Source organism: Bacillus sp. G402, assembly GCF_051172515.1.
Lineage (GTDB): Bacteria > Bacillota > Bacilli > Bacillales > Bacillaceae > Bacillus > Bacillus altitudinis.
The window spans coordinates 156,275-172,978 of sequence record NZ_JBPIZC010000005.1 but is presented as its reverse complement, the minus strand read 5'-3'; the positions used below and the strand labels follow the sequence as shown (position 1 = coordinate 172,978).

18 protein-coding genes are annotated in these 16,704 nt (G+C 41.7%); 10 read left to right on the top strand and 8 right to left on the bottom strand.

Annotated elements, in window-relative coordinates; all coding sequences use genetic code 11:
- Positions 1–72 precede the first annotated feature (72 nt).
- Positions 73–255 carry a sporulation protein Cse60 gene (locus tag ACSBQP_RS17935; RefSeq protein ID WP_003217582.1) on the top strand — a complete coding sequence of 61 codons (183 nt, stop codon included), beginning with the start codon at positions 73–75 and terminating at the stop codon, positions 253–255.
- A gap of 183 nt (positions 256–438) precedes the next feature.
- Here ACSBQP_RS17935 and ACSBQP_RS17930 read toward each other — a convergent pair whose 3' ends face one another.
- The 4 genes from ACSBQP_RS17930 to ACSBQP_RS17915 all read right to left on the bottom strand — a co-directional run bounded on the left by ACSBQP_RS17930 (position 439) and on the right by ACSBQP_RS17915 (position 4,235).
- The gene (locus ACSBQP_RS17930) at positions 439–963 is read right to left on the bottom strand and encodes a CbrC family protein (RefSeq protein ID WP_017358334.1); all 525 of its coding nucleotides are present in this window, start codon (positions 961–963) and stop codon (positions 439–441) included.
- A 133-nt stretch (positions 964–1,096) separates the two neighbouring features.
- Positions 1,097–2,629 carry a glycine betaine transporter OpuD gene (opuD, locus tag ACSBQP_RS17925; protein WP_217816475.1) on the bottom strand — a complete coding sequence of 511 codons (1,533 nt, stop codon included), beginning with the start codon at positions 2,627–2,629 and terminating at the stop codon, positions 1,097–1,099.
- 140 nt (positions 2,630–2,769) lie between these two features.
- Positions 2,770–2,967 carry a hypothetical protein gene (locus tag ACSBQP_RS17920; RefSeq protein WP_019743705.1) on the bottom strand — a complete coding sequence of 66 codons (198 nt, stop codon included), beginning with the start codon at positions 2,965–2,967 and terminating at the stop codon, positions 2,770–2,772.
- Positions 2,964–4,235, bottom strand: a complete 1,272-nt coding sequence (locus ACSBQP_RS17915) for an NAD(P)/FAD-dependent oxidoreductase (protein ID WP_435028685.1) — start codon at positions 4,233–4,235, stop codon at positions 2,964–2,966. The genes ACSBQP_RS17920 and ACSBQP_RS17915 overlap by 4 nt, the downstream gene beginning before the upstream one ends.
- A 175-nt stretch (positions 4,236–4,410) precedes the next feature.
- Between ACSBQP_RS17915 and ACSBQP_RS17910 the strand changes: the two genes are divergently transcribed.
- Together ACSBQP_RS17910 and ACSBQP_RS17905 are read left to right on the top strand one after the other, a co-directional pair.
- Positions 4,411–6,033, top strand: a complete 1,623-nt coding sequence (locus ACSBQP_RS17910; protein ID WP_019743707.1) for a putative polysaccharide biosynthesis protein — start codon at positions 4,411–4,413, stop codon at positions 6,031–6,033.
- 16 nt (positions 6,034–6,049) lie between these two features.
- Positions 6,050–6,766, top strand: coding sequence for a pseudouridine synthase (locus ACSBQP_RS17905; RefSeq protein WP_017367874.1), 717 nt, complete (start codon positions 6,050–6,052; stop codon positions 6,764–6,766).
- 66 nt (positions 6,767–6,832) lie between these two features.
- Here the strand turns inward: ACSBQP_RS17905 and ACSBQP_RS17900 are convergent, their stop codons facing one another.
- Together ACSBQP_RS17900 and ACSBQP_RS17895 are read right to left on the bottom strand one after the other, a co-directional pair.
- A complete protein-coding gene (locus ACSBQP_RS17900; RefSeq protein ID WP_008356419.1) occupies positions 6,833–7,054 on the bottom strand; it encodes a DeoR family transcriptional regulator in 222 nt (73 codons plus the stop codon).
- A 369-nt stretch (positions 7,055–7,423) separates the two neighbouring features.
- Positions 7,424–8,722 carry an NCS2 family permease gene (locus ACSBQP_RS17895; protein WP_035391080.1) on the bottom strand — a complete coding sequence of 433 codons (1,299 nt, stop codon included), beginning with the start codon at positions 8,720–8,722 and terminating at the stop codon, positions 7,424–7,426.
- Positions 8,723–8,816: 94 nt separating this feature from the next.
- Between ACSBQP_RS17895 and pepV the strand changes: the two genes are divergently transcribed.
- Both pepV and ACSBQP_RS17885 read left to right on the top strand, forming a co-directional pair.
- The gene (pepV, locus tag ACSBQP_RS17890) at positions 8,817–10,217 is read left to right on the top strand and encodes a dipeptidase PepV (RefSeq protein WP_148780133.1); all 1,401 of its coding nucleotides are present in this window, start codon (positions 8,817–8,819) and stop codon (positions 10,215–10,217) included.
- A 27-nt stretch (positions 10,218–10,244) separates the two neighbouring features.
- Entirely contained in the window at positions 10,245–10,865 is a 621-nt protein-coding gene (locus ACSBQP_RS17885) for a Type 1 glutamine amidotransferase-like domain-containing protein (protein ID WP_046344245.1), read from the top strand.
- A 56-nt stretch (positions 10,866–10,921) separates the two neighbouring features.
- Here the strand turns inward: ACSBQP_RS17885 and cysK are convergent, their stop codons facing one another.
- Positions 10,922–11,851, bottom strand: coding sequence for a cysteine synthase A (gene cysK / locus ACSBQP_RS17880; RefSeq protein ID WP_039964135.1), 930 nt, complete (start codon positions 11,849–11,851; stop codon positions 10,922–10,924).
- 93 nt (positions 11,852–11,944) lie between these two features.
- Here cysK and thpR point away from each other — a divergent pair, with 93 nt between their 5' ends.
- The 4 genes from thpR (at position 11,945) to ACSBQP_RS17860 (ending at position 15,520) form a co-directional block, all read left to right on the top strand.
- On the top strand, positions 11,945–12,496 hold the full coding sequence (thpR, locus tag ACSBQP_RS17875; protein ID WP_156060413.1) for an RNA 2',3'-cyclic phosphodiesterase: 552 nt from the start codon (positions 11,945–11,947) through the stop codon (positions 12,494–12,496).
- 25 nt (positions 12,497–12,521) lie between these two features.
- The gene (locus ACSBQP_RS17870) at positions 12,522–13,457 is read left to right on the top strand and encodes a hypothetical protein (RefSeq protein ID WP_156060264.1); all 936 of its coding nucleotides are present in this window, start codon (positions 12,522–12,524) and stop codon (positions 13,455–13,457) included.
- Positions 13,458–13,505: 48 nt separating this feature from the next.
- The gene (locus tag ACSBQP_RS17865) at positions 13,506–14,435 is read left to right on the top strand and encodes a YegS/Rv2252/BmrU family lipid kinase (RefSeq protein WP_019743712.1); all 930 of its coding nucleotides are present in this window, start codon (positions 13,506–13,508) and stop codon (positions 14,433–14,435) included.
- A 284-nt stretch (positions 14,436–14,719) separates the two neighbouring features.
- Entirely contained in the window at positions 14,720–15,520 is an 801-nt protein-coding gene (locus tag ACSBQP_RS17860; protein WP_170916852.1) for a phosphotransferase family protein, read from the top strand.
- On the opposite strand, the gene ACSBQP_RS17855 is transcribed toward ACSBQP_RS17860, so the two are convergent.
- A complete protein-coding gene (locus ACSBQP_RS17855) occupies positions 15,517–15,792 on the bottom strand; it encodes a YtzH-like family protein (protein WP_017358323.1) in 276 nt (91 codons plus the stop codon). The genes ACSBQP_RS17860 and ACSBQP_RS17855 overlap by 4 nt on opposite strands.
- A 188-nt stretch (positions 15,793–15,980) precedes the next feature.
- On the opposite strand from ACSBQP_RS17855, the gene trmB reads away from it, so the two are divergent.
- Positions 15,981–16,622 (top strand): tRNA (guanosine(46)-N7)-methyltransferase TrmB, encoded by a 642-nt coding sequence (gene trmB, locus ACSBQP_RS17850; protein ID WP_255835800.1) that lies wholly within the window; start codon positions 15,981–15,983, stop codon positions 16,620–16,622.
- The last annotated feature ends 82 nt before the right edge of the window (positions 16,623–16,704 follow it).

Below are 16,704 nucleotides of genomic sequence, written 5' to 3'. Positions count from 1 at the left end.
GGCTTTTTTTGTTCATATGTCCGTCTCTATTTGCATAAAAATAGAGTAGCAAGAGAAGGGAGAGTGACATATGTGCTGAAGGTAGCTGTATTTGATGAAGAACACGAGAAAGATTTGCAAAGCGAAATCAATCTTTTTTTAAAAGGAATGGACGACGACCAAATTATTGACATTAAATACAATGTGGCGGTGATATGTGAGCAAGGAGGAGAGCAGCTCTACTGTTTTTCAGCGCTCATTTTATATAAAAAATAAAAGGACCTGCTGAAAGGTCCTTTCAGCGTGTAGACAAACCCTCGCATTCGCCCGCAGTCCTGCGTGCTGGTGCTCACGAATGTGAAATTCGCTCCGCGCCAGTACTCGTCCTTCCTAGTCTGCAAAGGTTTTCTATCACGCTGAAAAGAAAAAGGGCTAAAATAAAGGTCCTTTTTGACATGATCAACTAGCGTCAATATGTAAACGATGCTTTTTGCAGTGAACGCATTGAAAGAGATAGCCTTGCAAGTCTCCTCCGTTCACGAGCCATTGTTTCAGGTTCTCTTTTGTGAAATGTCCACCACTGCAAATCTCTTCAATATCCTCTGAGAGTTCTTCCTCTAAATGCTCAATTTCTTTCCAACCAACATACTGCACAATCGCGCAAAAATCCCCGCAATGGCTTAACCAATATTCCTGCTGCCATCCGCGGTAACCCGGCGTTCTGTAGATCAGTTCATCTATATATTCTTCATGATCGACGTCATCACAACTCACATCGTCTTGAAACATTCCATTATATGTTTGAGCAGCTGATCCATCTTTAATGCACCAAGGACAAATGCCAGAAACGTCTTCAACAGAATAAAAAGGACCATGATATACATAATCTCGTTCTTTCTCACAAACGGGGCATATCGTCTGCTCTTTTTTAATTACATGTAATGAAACTGGGTCTGGGTTGTACTTGAACGTAGGTAACGTCATATAAACCTCCATTATGTAGAAAAGTGATGATTCAACACTATTTTATCGGAATACACGATGTCATGACAATCTTCAATTATTTCAACGAGAAAAAAAGCCGTTCGGATGAGGAACGACTTTTCTCTTGTGATGATTATGCTTTTTTTACTCTTGGACTTCTTGGTTTATTGTACTTATTTGCTTGTTTAATCGCTCTTCGTTCTTCATTTAATGATTTGTACAGGGATACAATCATTAAAATGATGACAACAGAGAACGGTAAAGCAGCAAGTTTGGCTGTGTTTTGCAAGGCCTGAAGACCGCCTGAAAATAAGAGCACTGCCGCTACTGCTGACTGGATAATACCCCAGCTGATCTTTACACTATTCGCTGGATTTAATGATCCATAGGTTGTCTGCATTCCGAGAACGAATGTAGCTGAGTCTGCTGATGTGATAAAGAATACCGCAATTAAAATCAGTGCCAGAATGGATGTAATCATGGCGAGTGGGTATTCATTTAAAACACCAAACAGCATCGTTTCAGTAGACATGTTTGCAACATCGACGATATTGTTCTGTTGCAAGTCCATCGCAGATACACCAAAGATTGAGAACCAAAGGAACACGAGGATGGAAGGAGCCACTAAGACACCAATTAAAAATTCTCGAATGGTTCTCCCGCGTGAAACCCTTGCAATAAAAATACCGACAAATGGCGACCAAGAGATCCACCATGCCCAATAGAAGATGGTCCATCCATTAATCCATTCTCTCTTTTCAGGATCATTTGGTGATAATCTAAAGCTCATCTGTACAATATTTGATAAGTATTGACCGATTGAATCAGTAAATGAATTTAAAATATACACAGTTGGTCCAACAATGAGTAAAAAGATCATGAGTAAAGCAGCAAGAATCATGTTTGTGTTACTTAAATATTTAATCCCTTTACCAATACCGCTCCAAGCAGAGAGAAGGAACAGGACCGTGACGATTGCAATAATGATGAGCTGAGTCAGGAAGTTATTTGGAATTCCAAATAAATAGTTTAATCCGCCATTAATTTGTGCGGCACCCAGTCCTAAACTAGTAGCTACACCGACCACCGTTGCAAATACTGCGATGCAATCAATGGTTTTTCCAATCCATCCATGAATTCTGTTTCCGAATACTGGGTATAAGGTGGAACTGATTAATCCAGGTGCATCTTTTCTAAATTTAAAGTATGCAATGCAAAGGGCGACAATTGCATAAATGGCCCATGCATGAAGTCCCCAGTGGAAAAAGGTATAACGAAGGGAATCACGGAAGGCTTGTGCATTTTCCGTCTCGCCTGTTGGGGATTGAATGGCAAAGTGACTGATCGGTTCAGCGGCTCCGTAAAAAACAAGCCCAATGCCCATTCCAGCACTAAACAGCATGGCGAACCAAGAAAAAAGACCAAATTCAGGCTCTTCACCTGGCTTTCCTAACGTAATTTTTCCGATAGGGCTAAAGATAAAGAATAGACAAAAGCCGACTAGCAGCGATACGACTAATAAATAATACCAGCCAAAGTCATTTGTAATGTATGTTTGAATTTGATCTGTCACATTTTGTAGCGTTTCTGGAGAAAGGGCTCCCCATAGAACGGCAATAAATGTGATAGCAATCACAATCCAAAATACACTTGATACGTTTTTCACACCATCTCACTCTCCTGTTGTTCTACACGTTTAAGCAGAGGATTTAATTTAATATCCCCTGTCTCAACTATTTTCAAACAAAAAGAGGCGAGTTTCTCACTCGACCTCTATTTTACCGTAACATGTTTTCCTTCCATTTATCAACCATCGATATGTGAAGATGACTTTTCTTCAATTCGTTTGCGCAGACGGTAGACATATTCTTTTAAACAAACAGCGAAAATCGTAAACGCTAAAACAATGGCGACTTTTAACGGGGTAATGGACAGCTTCATAAAGAAAGCGGCTGTCAAACTAATGACAACTGCAAGGACAATCGGAAGTGCGCGTCTAATCATTGGAATCTCCCCTTTACTTCTAGTGCGGCATTCATGCCCGCTAATCTGCCTGTCACAAGTGCTGACGTAATATTGTAACCGCCTGTGTAACCGTGAATATCTAAAATTTCTCCGCAGAAATAAAGACCGTTCATTTTTTTGGATGCCATTTTCTTCGGTTCAATTTCTTTGACAGAAACGCCGCCTCCTGTAACAAAGGCTTTATCTAAAGAAAGCGTCCCATTTGCATGGACGATGAAATGTTTACAATCATGAGCAAAAGCGCGTAGTTTATCTTTAGCGAGACCAGAAAATGTCTCCTGCGGATCAATGCCATTTCGTTCTAAAAGGAACAATAAATAGCGCTCTTGCATCCAAGATTTCAGGACATTTTTAATGGCTTTTTTTGGTTCATCTTTTAGATCGCGATGAAGCTTTTGGAATAGCTCCTCGTCATTGAGCTTTGGGTATAAGTCAATTTGAAGACGGACGGCCGGTTGCTTTTTCAGTTCCTTCACAACAAATCCGCTGCATCTCAGAACGGCAGGACCTGATAAGCCAAAGTGTGTAAAGATCATATCCATGACATGAGTGACGACGGGTTTTCCTTTTTTATTTAAAACACTCACGGCCACACTTCTTAATGAAAGACCTTGAAGCACTTTGTCCTTAATAAAACGCTCGTCAGACGTGACGGGTACTTCTGTTGGGAAGAGCTCTGTAATGGTATGACCAGCGGCTTCTGCCCATGCATAGCCATCGCCAGTAGAGCCTGTATGCGGCACACTTTTCCCGCCAACAGCAATGACAACGGCATGACTTGAAATTTTTTCATCATTATTTGTAACAATTCCAGCAGCTTGTCCGTCTTGATACAGAACGGTTTTAATCTTTTCATTCGTTCGAATGGTCACATTGAGCACGCGGAGCCTATCCAATAGGGCATCCACAACAGATTGTGCTTTGTTTGAGACAGGGAACATACGTCCATGGTCTTCTTCTTTTAGTTCAATACCTAGATTTTCAAAGAACGAAATAATATCCTCGTTATTGAACTCAGAAAATGCACTATATAGAAAACGGCCGTTTCCGGGAATATGCTTGATGATTTCTTCTACTGGAAGGCGATTGGTCACATTGCAGCGTCCACCGCCAGAAATGGCGAGCTTTCTGCCAAGTTTGTTTCCTTTGTCAATTAACAGAACCGATGCACCGTGTTCTGCCGATGCAATCGCGGCCATCAGTCCAGAAGGTCCACCGCCAATGACAATGACATCATAATGTTTCATGTTACATTCCTCTTTCTACTTTCAGTCATGTCTCTATTATAACGAAGATTGGGGAAGGCTGAAATATGAATTGATTGGTTTTGTGACTTCTGTATTGGATTTGTTACCTGTGCGATGAAATGATGTGTTAAAATAGTTAAGTTGAATATTCATTAGAAAAATGGTGGTTAAGCGCATGTCTAATAAACTGCTTCGTGGTACGTTGGTTTTAACGATAGGGACTTATCTCTCTCGTATTCTTGGTATGATTTACTTAATTCCATTTAGCGCAATGGTCGGAGCGACTGGTGGTGCGCTATTCCAATATGGATACAATCAGTATACGATCTTTTTAAGTATTGCTACGCTCGGTTTTCCAACAGCGGTATCGAAATTCGTCTCTAAATATAATGCAATCGGCGATTATGAGACAACAAGAAAAATGTTCAGGGCGGGTATGTCGGTCATGCTTGTCACCGGTATTATCGCCTTTTCTATTTTATATTTGACCGCACCGATCTTTGCCAAGATTCAGCTTGGAGGATCGAATGAAACTGGCGGTTTGACGGTTGATCAAGTGGTTTATGTGATTCGGATGGTCAGTTTGGGTCTATTGGTTGTACCCATTATGAGTCTTGTGCGAGGGTTTTTCCAAGGCCACTCGATGATGGGCCCGACAGCTGTTTCCCAAGTCATCGAACAACTTGTCAGAATCATCTTCCTATTAACAGCGACGTTTATCATTTTAAAAGTGCTTGACGGCGGTCTTGTTATTGCGGTTGGTTATGCCACATTTGCCGCACTCATTGGTGCGTTTGGCGGTCTATTTACGCTTTATTTATATTGGCTGAAGCGGAAAGATCGGCTTTTGGCAATGCAGCCGAATACAGGGGACTATTCTGGATTATCTTATAAGCAAATGTTTACAGAGCTTTTCAGTTATGCAGCACCCTATGTGTTTGTTGGACTTGCCATTCCGATTTATTCTTATATTGATACAAATACAATTAACAGAGCGATGATTGCATCAGGACATCAGGATATTAGTACAGCGGTTCTGTCTATTGTGACGTTATATTTACCGAAGCTTGTCATGATTCCTGTGTCACTTGCAACTGCATTTGGTTTAACATTGATTCCAACCATAACGGAATCCTTTACAGCGCGAAATTACAAGCTGCTGAATCGGCAAATTGATCAAACGATGCAGGTCATTTTATTCTTCGTGTTGCCTGCTTCATTTGGTATTTCGGCATTGGCTGGACCAGTTTATTGGTTTTTCTATCCGTCTGTGCATCCTGAGATTGGGACTTCTATTTTGTTTTGGTATGCACCTGTTGCGTTACTGTTTTCTTTATTCACCATTAACGCAGCGATTTTACAAGGGATTAACAAACAAAAATTTGCGATCGTCAGTCTTTTGTTAGGGATTATCATTAAAACGGTTCTCAATATCCCGCTGATTAGCTGGCTGCAAGGAAACGGTTCTGTGCTTGCAACGGCATTAGGCTACAGTGCCTCGATTTTGTATATGTTCATCATGATCAAACGCCATGCAGGCTATTCGTTCCGCAGGATTTTCAAACGGTTTATTTTAATTGGTATTTTAACGGCAATCATGGCTGTAGTGGCTTATGTGACATGTCAGCTTGTGAGTCAAGTCATTTCATATGAAGGTGGAATCGTACAAGCTGGTATTGTTATTTTGATTTCAATGATCACTGGCGGCGGTGTGTATATGTTCTTATCTTATAAAGTTGGATTGTTAGAGCGTGTACTTGGCAGCCGGATGCCGTCATTTTTAAGAAAAAAGAGTTAAGAAGAGGTGGAGAAGCATGAGGCTTGATAAATTGCTGGCCAATACCGGCTTTGGTTCAAGGAAAGATGTAAAGAAGCTGGTCAAGGCCCGGGCCGTCACAGTGAATGGAGAAGTGGCGAAGCAGGTGAAAGATCATGTCGATCCAACAAATGATGAAGTGCTCGTGCATGGAGAGCGTGTAGAGTATAAAGAATTCATTTATCTCATGATGAACAAGCCAGACGGTGTCATTTCAGCAACGGAGGATCTGCGAGATGAGACGGTTGTTGATCTACTAGAGCCAGAGGATATTGCAAGGGAGCCATTCCCTGTAGGGAGACTGGATAAGGATACAGTTGGTCTCCTCCTCCTTACAAATGACGGTCAGCTTGCTCATCAATTGTTATCTCCGAAAAAGCATGTCCCGAAAACGTATGAAGTTCATCTAAAATACCCGCTTGGAGATCAAGACATCACTCGTCTTGAAGAGGGAGTTGTGATTTTAGACGACTACCGAACGAAGCCGGCGAAGGTTGAAGTAGATGCCAACCAAGAGGCAGATACACGAATCCGTTTAACGATTACAGAAGGGAAGTACCATCAAGTGAAGCTGATGGCACAAGCAGTGGGCAATGAAGTGATCTTTTTAAAACGGCTCTCGATGGGGGCTGTTTCATTAGACGAAGATTTGGCGCCCGGAGAATACCGTGAATTGACGGAGGAAGAGTTAGACAGCTTAATCAATCGTGATTAATATAGAGAAAATGAAAAGAACCGGCGACCGCCGGTTCTTTTTGTTATATGGAAGTTCATTATTCGCTTATGATGATATTTTTACTTTTTTTCTCGTTGTTTCCCATTTGCCTCTGCTTGGACTATGAACAAGATCGTTATAGGCAAGCACGTTTAAGTCTCTTTGGATGGTTCTAGGTGTGATCCCGAATTCATCAACCAGTTCTTGTGTCGTCACAAGACCTTTCTCTTGAATGAACATATAAACTGATTTTATTCGAGTCATCATACGGTTTGTTGAAGGTTTCAAAAAACCACTCCCTATCAATAAGATCGGATGGACTTGACTAACCACAACTTACTACACTAAAACTGCGACATAAGGACATGCAACAATGGTAAATGTTCGTGTTTCTTAATGTTTTATTCTATTATACACGTTATTATGCATCTAGTTCCACCAAAAAGTCAACTTTACGTGTTTTTAAACTTGTCTTCATGAATGAAATTATGGTATATATCATGATTTGAATCCGGTTACAACCCAATAAACACAAGGCGTATAAAGAAAATTGCCACTTGAGAAAGATCAAAAAATAAACACAGAAAATTTACAAAATAAAAAATCATTCATACAAAAAAGACACATTCAAATGAGAAATGTGTCTTTTTATTTTGGTTATCCTTCTAAGAAAAAGAGCTGCACGAAAAATAAGACGGCAAAAATGAGCACAAGAATATGCACTTCTTTCCATTTTCCTTTTGCCAGCTTCACAAGTGGATATGAAATAAATCCTAGTGAAATTCCTGTAGAGATGCTAGATGTCAGCGGCATGGAAAGAATCACAAGAAAAGCAGGAAATGCTTCGTCAAGCTCATTCCAGCGAATACGTGACACTGAATTCATCATCAAACAGCCGACAATGATTAAGACAGGTGAAGTGATGGACGGTAAAGCCGAAATGACTTTAATGAGTGGACCAAAAAACAAGGCCACAATAAACAATGCAGCAACAGTTAAAGAGGTCAGTCCAGTTCTTCCACCAGCGGCAACTCCTGATGAGGATTCAATGTAAGCTGTGGTTGGGCTTGTTCCAAACATTGAGCCAATTGTCGTCGCAGCAGAGTCAGCAAGTAAGGCTCTGCGTACTTTTGGGAGCTGACCATTTTTCATTAAACCTGCTTGTTCCGCAACCCCTATCATTGTTCCTGTTGTATCAAAAATTGTTACAAGTAAAAAGGAGAAGACAACAGCATACAAGTGATGGGAAAATACATCGCCAAACGCAGCGAATGGATTTGTAATCAGCATTCCTTCAGGCAGTGCTGGGGTATCCACTAACACTTTAGGAAAATGAAGCTGACCTGTTGCAAGTGCAATTAACGTGGTTGCTAACATGCCGATAAACAGCGCTCCGTTCACTTGAAGAACCATTAATATGACAGAAATCATTAAACCAACGAGTGTCAAAATGACAACAGGTGAGCTTAAATTGCCAAGCTTCACAAGGTTTTGTGGATCAGCAGTGATGATTCCAGACTGTCTTAGCCCAATGAATGCAATAAATAGTCCGATACCTGCTGTAATCCCGTACTTTAAATTATCTGGAATCGCCTCAATGAGTTGTTTTCTAAGGGATGTTAACGATAAAATGATAAAGAGTATTCCAGCAACAAATACCGCACTAAATGCTGTTTGATAGCTGAGACCCCCGCCACCGACAACAGTGACGGTGAAATAGACATTCAGCCCCATACCTGGTGCAATGGCAATCGGATAGTTTGCAAAGAGTGCCATCCAGAGGGTACCGACAACAGCAGCGATAATGGTTGCAGTAAAGACTTGGTCAAAAGGAATGCCTGCATCTGAAAGGATTCCTGGATTGACGGCTACAATATATACCATCGTAAAGAATGTCGTCATACCAGCGAGTAATTCTTTCTTTATATTGGTTTGGTTCTCTTTTAACTGAAACATAAAATCCTCCATTTACGAACATTATTACAAAACACTTAATATAATATTCGTTTTAAGGGTGGATTGCAACCTTTTTTCAAGGAGGAATGGAAAAATGAATTGGGAAGCAGAAGTCATACGAAAAAAAGACAATTTGATTCAGGATACACAATCTTTTTTACAAATTGAAAGTGTCTTGGATGAAGAAGGCGGCACAGCAGGAAAACCGTTCGGTGAAAAAGTGGATGAGGCTCTTCAGTATATGCTCAAAAAAGGGCAGGACGAGGGCTTCAAAGTGAAAAATGTTGATGGTTATGCTGGTCATATTGAATATGGAGAAGGCGAAGATATCGTCGGTGTGCTATGCCATGTGGATGTCGTGCCTGCGGGAGACGACTGGACAACCCCGCCATTTTCAGCGGACATAAGAGAAAATAAAATCTTTGCAAGAGGAGCCATTGATGATAAAGGGCCGACCATGGCGGCGTTTTACGCATTGAAAATGTTAAAAGATGCCGGTCTGCCGCTGTCGAAAAAGATTCGAATCATCATTGGCACAGATGAAGAAAGCGATTGGAGATGCGTCGATCACTATTTCAAGCATGAGGCGATGCCGCAAATTGGCTTTGCACCAGATGCTGATTTTCCAATTATTCATGCTGAAAAAGGGATCATAGATGCCATCGTATCCTTTACATACGAACAATCAGAAGAAAACAAGCGTTACATCCTCAAGCAATTCACATCAGGCATGCGTCTCAATATGGTCCCAGATGAGGCTCGCGCAATTGTGGCAGCAGCAAACGATCACGATGCTGAAGCCTTAAAAACGGCTTTTGCAGCCTATCTTGCGGAAAATCAGTTAACCGGTGAGACAAACCATACAGCAGATGGACTTACATTCACATTAAAAGGTGTATCAGTTCATGCAATGGAGCCGGCGAATGGCACAAATGCGGGCATTCATATGGCGAATTTCTTATGTGCGCATGAATTAGATGAAAGAGGGCTCGCTTTTACATCACAAATTAATGCCTTATTTGATCAAGACACAAGAGGACAAAAACTCGGCATCGCTTGTAAAGATGATATTAGTGGTGACTTGACCTTGAATGTTGGCACAATCCGCTATTCGCAAAACGAAGAAGCGAAGCTTGGACTGAATGTCCGCTATCCCGTAACAGCGGACGGTGAGGAAGTCAAAAAAGGGATTGAACGAATAAAAGGGGCAACGATTGAGAAATTTGATGACAGTCCGCCTCATCATGTCTCAAAAGACCATCCACTTGTGAAAACATTACAGCGTGTCTACGAAGAACAAACAGGAGATCCTGCCCATCTTATTGCGATTGGGGGAGGAACGTATGCAAGGTCATTAGAAGCAGGTGTTGCCTTTGGCCCTCTATTCCCTGGAAGACCTGATTGCGCACACCAAAAGGATGAATATATCGAAATCGATGATTTACTACGAGCAACTGCGCTATATGCACAAGCCATGTATGAATTGGCGAAATAAAAAAGGAAAGAGAAGAGGGGATTCACCGTGAAAAAAATGTTCTTATGCTCTTCATTCAAAGACAGCTATTCTCTCTTGTCTGACTTTGCAGGCGACACCTTAAAAGGAAAAAGTGTGACATTCATTCCGGTAGCCAGTGAAGTGGAAGAAGTCACGCACTATGTCGATGCAGCAAAAGAAGCCTTTCATCAATTAGAAATGCGTGTAGAGACTGTTCAACTGACCGGGCAAACGGTTCAGGAGATCACACAGATCATTAGAAAGAATGATGTCATGTATGTATCTGGCGGCAATACCTTTTATTTGCTACAAGAATTAAGAAAGCACGGGCTCGATCGTGTATTGAAAGAAGAGATCGGCAAAGGCAAGCTGTATATCGGAGAATCTGCGGGGAGTATTATCATGGCGCCAAGCATTGAATACATCTCACTGATGGATGATCAGGAGAAAGCGCTAGAATTATCTTCCTTTGAAGGATTCAATGAGATTAGCAGCTATCCAGTACCGCATATAAACAATCCTTATTTAGGTGAAGCCGCGCAGCATATCATAGAGAAAGATCAAAATACGCTCTCTTTATGCCCGCTCACTGATGAACAAGTTTTGCTTGTGACAGGCGAACAGACTGAGGTCAAGACGGTCTTGTAGGAGTTGTTCATATGAAACGAAGAAAAAGGAACAGGAGCATATGCCCTGTTCCTTTTTTAATCTTGAAACACATCACTTGATAAATAACGTTCACCCGTGTCTGCTGTCATACAAATGACAATGTGATCCTTTGGCATTTGCTTGGCTGCTTCAATGGCTGCATAGCATGCCGCGCCAGATGATGGACCGACTAAAATACCTTCAAGACGGGCGAGCTTTCGTGTGATGTCGTAAGCATCTTCATCACTCACTTGCACAATCTCATCATACACCTGTTCGTTTAAAATTTGTGGGATAAATCCTGGACTTGTGCCAACAAGCTTATGTTTGCCAGGTTTCCCGCCTGATAAAACAGGAGACCCCTTTGGCTCTGCCACATGTATCGTCAATTCCGGGAATGCTTTTTTGAGTTCCTCTCCAGTGCCTGTAATGGTTCCGCCCGTTCCAGCAGTTGCGACAAAAGCGGCAAGCGGCTGCCCGATCTGTTGCACTGCATCGATAATTTCTACAGCCGTTGTCCCTCTATGAGCATCGGGGTTCGCACCATTGTCAAATTGCATGGGAATAAAGCTGTTAGGAATTTGAGCAGCTAATTCTTCTGCCTTGCGAATACAGCCTGGCATTTTTTCCTCCCCCGGGGTTAAGACGACCTGTGCGCCGTATGCCTTTAAAATATTGATTCTTTCTTGGGTCATCGTATCAGGCATGATCAGAATGGCTTTGTAGCCTCTTGCTGCAGCGTTCATCGCTAAGCCAATTCCTGTATTCCCGCTTGTTGGTTCAATAATCGTTGCCCCTTTTGTGAGTTTTCCTTGTTTTTCTGCCTCAAGGATCATATTGTAAGCAGCCCGATCTTTTACACTTCCGCTAGGATTAAATGATTCCAATTTTAAATAAATAGCAGCGCCATGTTCTGGCTGAAGGCGCTGTAATTTTACAAGTGGTGTATGACCTATTAATTCAGCTATATTTTGTGCAACCTTCATCATGTGACACCCTTTCTTCTCATTCCGCATTACTTTAGTTATACTATCATCAATGGGGATTCGTAAAGTTTGTTAAAAAGGACAGGTGAAGATATGACTGAAAGCCGTCATTATTTTATCGGGATTCCAATCCCTGAACAACTTGCGCATCAAATAAAAGCGGATATAGACAAGAGGAGCGGACTTTCCTTTCAAAAATGGACAGCACCTATTGATTATCATGTCACCCTTGTGTTTTTAGGCGCGATTCCAGAGGATCGTTTAAATAAGATTTCTGAGCTACTTGCACAGCTGTCTCATGAGGTGTCTGCTTTCCCGCTGAAGCTGAATGAAGTAGGGGTATTTGGTCAAAAGGAGCGCCCGAGAGTCTTTTTTGCAAAGCCTAATGAAAGTAAGCCTTTGATGGATCTAAGAGAAAAGGTGAAAGCAGCCGTTTTGACAGCAGGTCATCCTGTCGAAAAGAGACCCTTTCATCCACATATGACGATTGCGCGCAAATGGAATAGAGAACAGTCCTATATAGAACAAGCGCCCTTACGGAAAGAACCATATTCGATGGAGGTTTCTAGTATCGCTTTATTTGAAATTCGTCTAAAAGAAACCCCACGTTATCACGCGATCAAACAATTTACACTACATAAATGATTCTAGAGGTTGGAGTGAGTAGCAGATGGCGCAAATTATTAAAATCCAAGATTATATATCACGATATGAACAAGACCCGCATCATTACATCAATCAGTTTATTCGGTTGAAAAAACAAAGATGGGACGAGTTAAAAAAGGCTTCCAAAGAGCAGGTGCAAAAGCAGGCTGACCAAGCCACCGAGCAAGCACCTGAGCAAGAGGAAGAAAAGAGAAAGAAATTCTCCTTAAAAAGAAAGCAAAAAGAAGCCGATATGAAAAAGGAACGTGACCTGAGTCTTTTTAACGAGCCAACAGATATAGAACAAGGTGTTTTTACAAACGTTCCTACCGATGAAACGAAGCTGATTCACTTTTTTAAAGATCATCTTTACGATGTTCAGTTAAAATGGGCCAGCTCGACGATTTCTCATATTTCAACTGTCTCTCACCACATTCGATATGATGAAAAGCTGCGGATGCTTGCAAGGCAGCTGCCAGATTCTTATTTTGTGATGTACAAGCCGGTGCTGCTCATTCAAAAAGCTGAGATGGAATTGTGTCCAGTGCTCATTACGCCGCTTGAAGTCATCTGTTTATCTTTCTTAGAAGCAGAGCCAGACAGCGTATATATTGGATCGAAGGAACGTTTTTGGGAAAAGCGGGCGACGGGAAAAGCTGTTCAATCCGTTTTAAACCCTTGTACAAGCCTTCTTCGCTCTGGAACTGTTGTGTCAAAAATTTTACAGCAAAGTGGTGTAGAGCTTCCTGTGAAAAAAATCCTCATCAGTCGCACCTCGTATATTGATTTACCCGAAGTTCCATTCGGGATGGAGGTTGTCGATAAGAAGAAAGCGGAGGATTGGTTTGACAAGCAGCGGAAAAACACCGCGCCGACAAAGCACCAGCAATTTAAGGCGACAAAGGCATTGCTCGCTTATGGTGAATCAGACAGCAAGAGAAGGCAGGAATGGCTCGATTAAAGGCATATCAAGGTCACCAAAAAAATGAGACCTGAGTGGAGCTAATATATGAATGAATGGTACTTTATCGTCAATCCAGCAGCAGGACAAGGAAAAGGACTTCGCACTTGGAGAAGCATAGAGAAAGAATTACAAAAGGTAGAGATCTCATACAGATCTTTTCTTACCCAGCATGAAGGACATGCCGAAGTTTTGGCGAGACAGATTAGCGCTATGCAAGACGACAGATTGAAACGGTTGATCGTCATTGGCGGTGACGGCACAATTCATGAAGTGCTAAATGGTTTAAAAGAAATCGATCATGTGCAGCTAAGCTTTGTCCCAGCAGGTCATTGGAATGATGCTGCGAAGGGGCTGGGCATCCAGCGTCATGATGTGATCAAAGAAGTGAGAAAACAAAAGAGGATGCTGACGAAAACATTTTCTCTCGGTTCCTTTCAAGATCATGCAGAAAGTCCGCAATCTGTTCTTTTTCTCAATCATATTGGTGTTGGGTTTGATGCGCATGTTTTGAAGAGAACGGTCCATTTTAGAGGGAAAAAGTGGCTCAACCGACTCAAACTCGGTTTTATCATCTACCCGCTGTCTTTTCTACATTCGTTATGGTCATTCAAACCGTTTGACCTTGCTCTTTTTATTGAAAATGAGAGAAAAGTTTTTCGCCAAGTGTGGTTTGTGATCGTATGTAATCACCCTTACTATGGGGGCGGGCTGGAAGCAGCGCCGGAAGCGAGTGCGAGGCAATCAGGATTTCAAACGCTCGTTGTCACGGATTTGAATCCATTGAAAGTTCTCTTATTTTTAAGTGCAATGGTTTTTAAAAAGCACCTTGTAATGGAGGGAGTCACCCTTTTTCAGCATGAAGAAGCCTACTTGGAGGCAGATGAAAAAATCCTATTTCATGCCGATGGAGAAGTGATTGGCGCCACTCCAGTGTTTGTTAAGGCAAGTGAGCGATCGTTAAAATTACGTGGCTAAGAAGCAGCCAGTGTGCGCACGAGCAAAAGAAACATGAAAAAAGACTTCCCTTTACATAAGGTTCTTGTCCTGTTTTTCTAGTTTTGCTTGACGAGTATAAGAAGGTAGCGATAAAATCTAAAGGACGGCTATTGTTTAGCATCTCATTCTCAATAGCTGTCCTTTTTGTTTTTATGATCATATAAATAAAAAATAAACAGCCAATTGATCTCAATCGGCTGAATTTTGTCGACTAAAAAAGCATGATTTAAAATATTTTAAGAAATGATGGGTTGAAAATTGATATGAACTGGTTGGGACAAATATTAGGTAGCGAATGGCACATCTCTCCTGCTGGAGGCGCTACGGGAGATGCGTACTTCGCAACACACAATGACCAAAAGCTATTTTTAAAACGCAATACGTCACCGTTTCTTGCGGTTTTGTCAGCTGAAGGCATTGTGCCGAAGCTTGTCTGGACAAAACGGATGGAAAATGGGGATGTCATCACTGCACAGCACTGGCTGAGCGGCAGAGAGCTGAAGCCAAAGGACATGAATGACCGTCCTGTAGCGGAGCAGCTAAGAAAAATTCATACATCAAAAGAGCTGCTCGATATGCTGAAACGATTAGAAAAGCACTCGCTTGACCCGGCATCGATCTTGATGCATCTCAAGGCATCGATCTTAAAAGAGCAGATTGACTCACATGATATCACGCGTGCCATCCAGTATTTAGAGAAACATGTGGAGGCAGTTCATTACGAGGATAAGGTCGTATGCCATTGTGACCTCAACCATAATAATTGGCTGCTGACAGATGAAAACCAGCTCTATTTAATTGATTGGGACGGGGCAATGATTGCGGATCCAGCGATTGATCTTGGACCGCTCTTATACCATTATGTTGAAGAAGAGAACTGGGAAAGCTGGCTCTCTATGTATGGTGCTCCGCTGACCGACAACTTGCGAAAACGCATGGCATGGTATGTGCTGGCTGAAACCGTCTCGTTTGTCGTTTGGCATAAAAGAAAAGGAAATGAAAAGGCGCAAAAAGAAGTGCAAGCCGAGCTACATGCACTCTTAAAACGGTTAAACATCCATTAAGACAGTGGAATGTTCTCGACCCAGTTAGATAGATGAGATTGATGCGCTTCGATATGTGCATCAATTGAACTGACAGAAGTGCCTTTTTGGCTGTAATCATAAATATCTGTTAGTAGCTGACGAACGTCAGCATCCAAATCTTCTTTTGCCAGCATTAATTGAATCACGCGTCCCACCTGTTCATATTCTGCAACAGTCCCGCAGCAATCCAGCTGGTGATCAGTTAAAATATCTTTGATTAATTGAAGCTGATGTTGGCGGTTTAATCCCATACGTATGCTCCTTTCAAGCGTGTCATTTATGTGGTTAAACTGTGCATTCAGCTTTGATTTTATACATGAAGCAGACCAGCCCAATTAGCAGCTGGTCTTTTTCATATGTGCGGATAAGATGCTGTCTTGCGGCTCTTTATGTTTCATGGTATCTTGATAAAATGTAAAGAAAATAGAGGTGTATCAAATTGAGAATGCGACATAAACCGTGGGCGGATGATTACTTAGCTGAAAATGCTCATATTGCTTTAGCCAACCCTGAACAATACAAAGGGAAATGGCATGAGCTGTTTGAAAATGATCATCCAATCCATATCGAAGTCGGTACAGGAAAAGGGAGCTTTATTGCCGGAATGGGCAAGCTTCATCCTGAGATAAACTATATCGGCATTGAATTATTTAAAAGTGTCATTGTGACGGCAGTCGATAAAATCAAAGAAACAGATGTAGAAAACGTAAAGCTTCTAAACATCAACGCAGAGACACTAACAGATGTCTTTGCGGAAAATGAGATTGACCGGGTGTATTTGAACTTCTCTGATCCGTGGCCAAAATCAAGGCATGAAAAACGGAGATTGACATTTAAAGCTTTTTTAAAGCGATATGAACAGATCCTCCGTCCAGGCGGTGAATTACATTTCAAAACCGATAACCGCGGACTATTTGAATATTCCTTGAAAAGCTTTTCGTCTTACGGACTCCTTTTAACGTATGTGAGCCTTGATTTACATGATGATGGCCTCGAAGGAAATGTCATGACAGAATATGAAGAGAAATTCTCTTCCATGGGACAACCGATCTATCGATCAGAAGTAAAATTCCCTGAATAACATGCGAACAAAGCTGGCTGCAACGAACGATTGCAGTCAGCTTTTTTTGATAAAAGATTAGCACATGCGATTTTCCTTTGTA

Coding starts and splice junctions, on each gene's coding strand:
- ACSBQP_RS17865 (WP_019743712.1), top strand. CDS start 13,506: ATGAATGAATGGTACTTTATCGTCAATCCAGCAGCAGGACAAGGAAAA.
- ACSBQP_RS17855 (WP_017358323.1), bottom strand. CDS start 15,792: ATGGGATTAAACCGCCAACATCAGCTTCAATTAATCAAAGATATTTTA.
- ACSBQP_RS17920 (WP_019743705.1), bottom strand. CDS start 2,967: ATGATTAGACGCGCACTTCCGATTGTCCTTGCAGTTGTCATTAGTTTG.
- ACSBQP_RS17860 (WP_170916852.1), top strand. CDS start 14,720: ATGAACTGGTTGGGACAAATATTAGGTAGCGAATGGCACATCTCTCCT.
- ACSBQP_RS17930 (WP_017358334.1), bottom strand. CDS start 963: ATGACGTTACCTACGTTCAAGTACAACCCAGACCCAGTTTCATTACAT.
- pepV (WP_148780133.1), top strand. CDS start 8,817: ATGAATTGGGAAGCAGAAGTCATACGAAAAAAAGACAATTTGATTCAG.
- ACSBQP_RS17905 (WP_017367874.1), top strand. CDS start 6,050: ATGAGGCTTGATAAATTGCTGGCCAATACCGGCTTTGGTTCAAGGAAA.
- ACSBQP_RS17915 (WP_435028685.1), bottom strand. CDS start 4,235: ATGAAACATTATGATGTCATTGTCATTGGCGGTGGACCTTCTGGACTG.
- thpR (WP_156060413.1), top strand. CDS start 11,945: ATGACTGAAAGCCGTCATTATTTTATCGGGATTCCAATCCCTGAACAA.
- cysK (WP_039964135.1), bottom strand. CDS start 11,851: ATGAAGGTTGCACAAAATATAGCTGAATTAATAGGTCATACACCACTT.
- ACSBQP_RS17910 (WP_019743707.1), top strand. CDS start 4,411: ATGTCTAATAAACTGCTTCGTGGTACGTTGGTTTTAACGATAGGGACT.
- ACSBQP_RS17870 (WP_156060264.1), top strand. CDS start 12,522: ATGGCGCAAATTATTAAAATCCAAGATTATATATCACGATATGAACAA.
- ACSBQP_RS17895 (WP_035391080.1), bottom strand. CDS start 8,722: ATGTTTCAGTTAAAAGAGAACCAAACCAATATAAAGAAAGAATTACTC.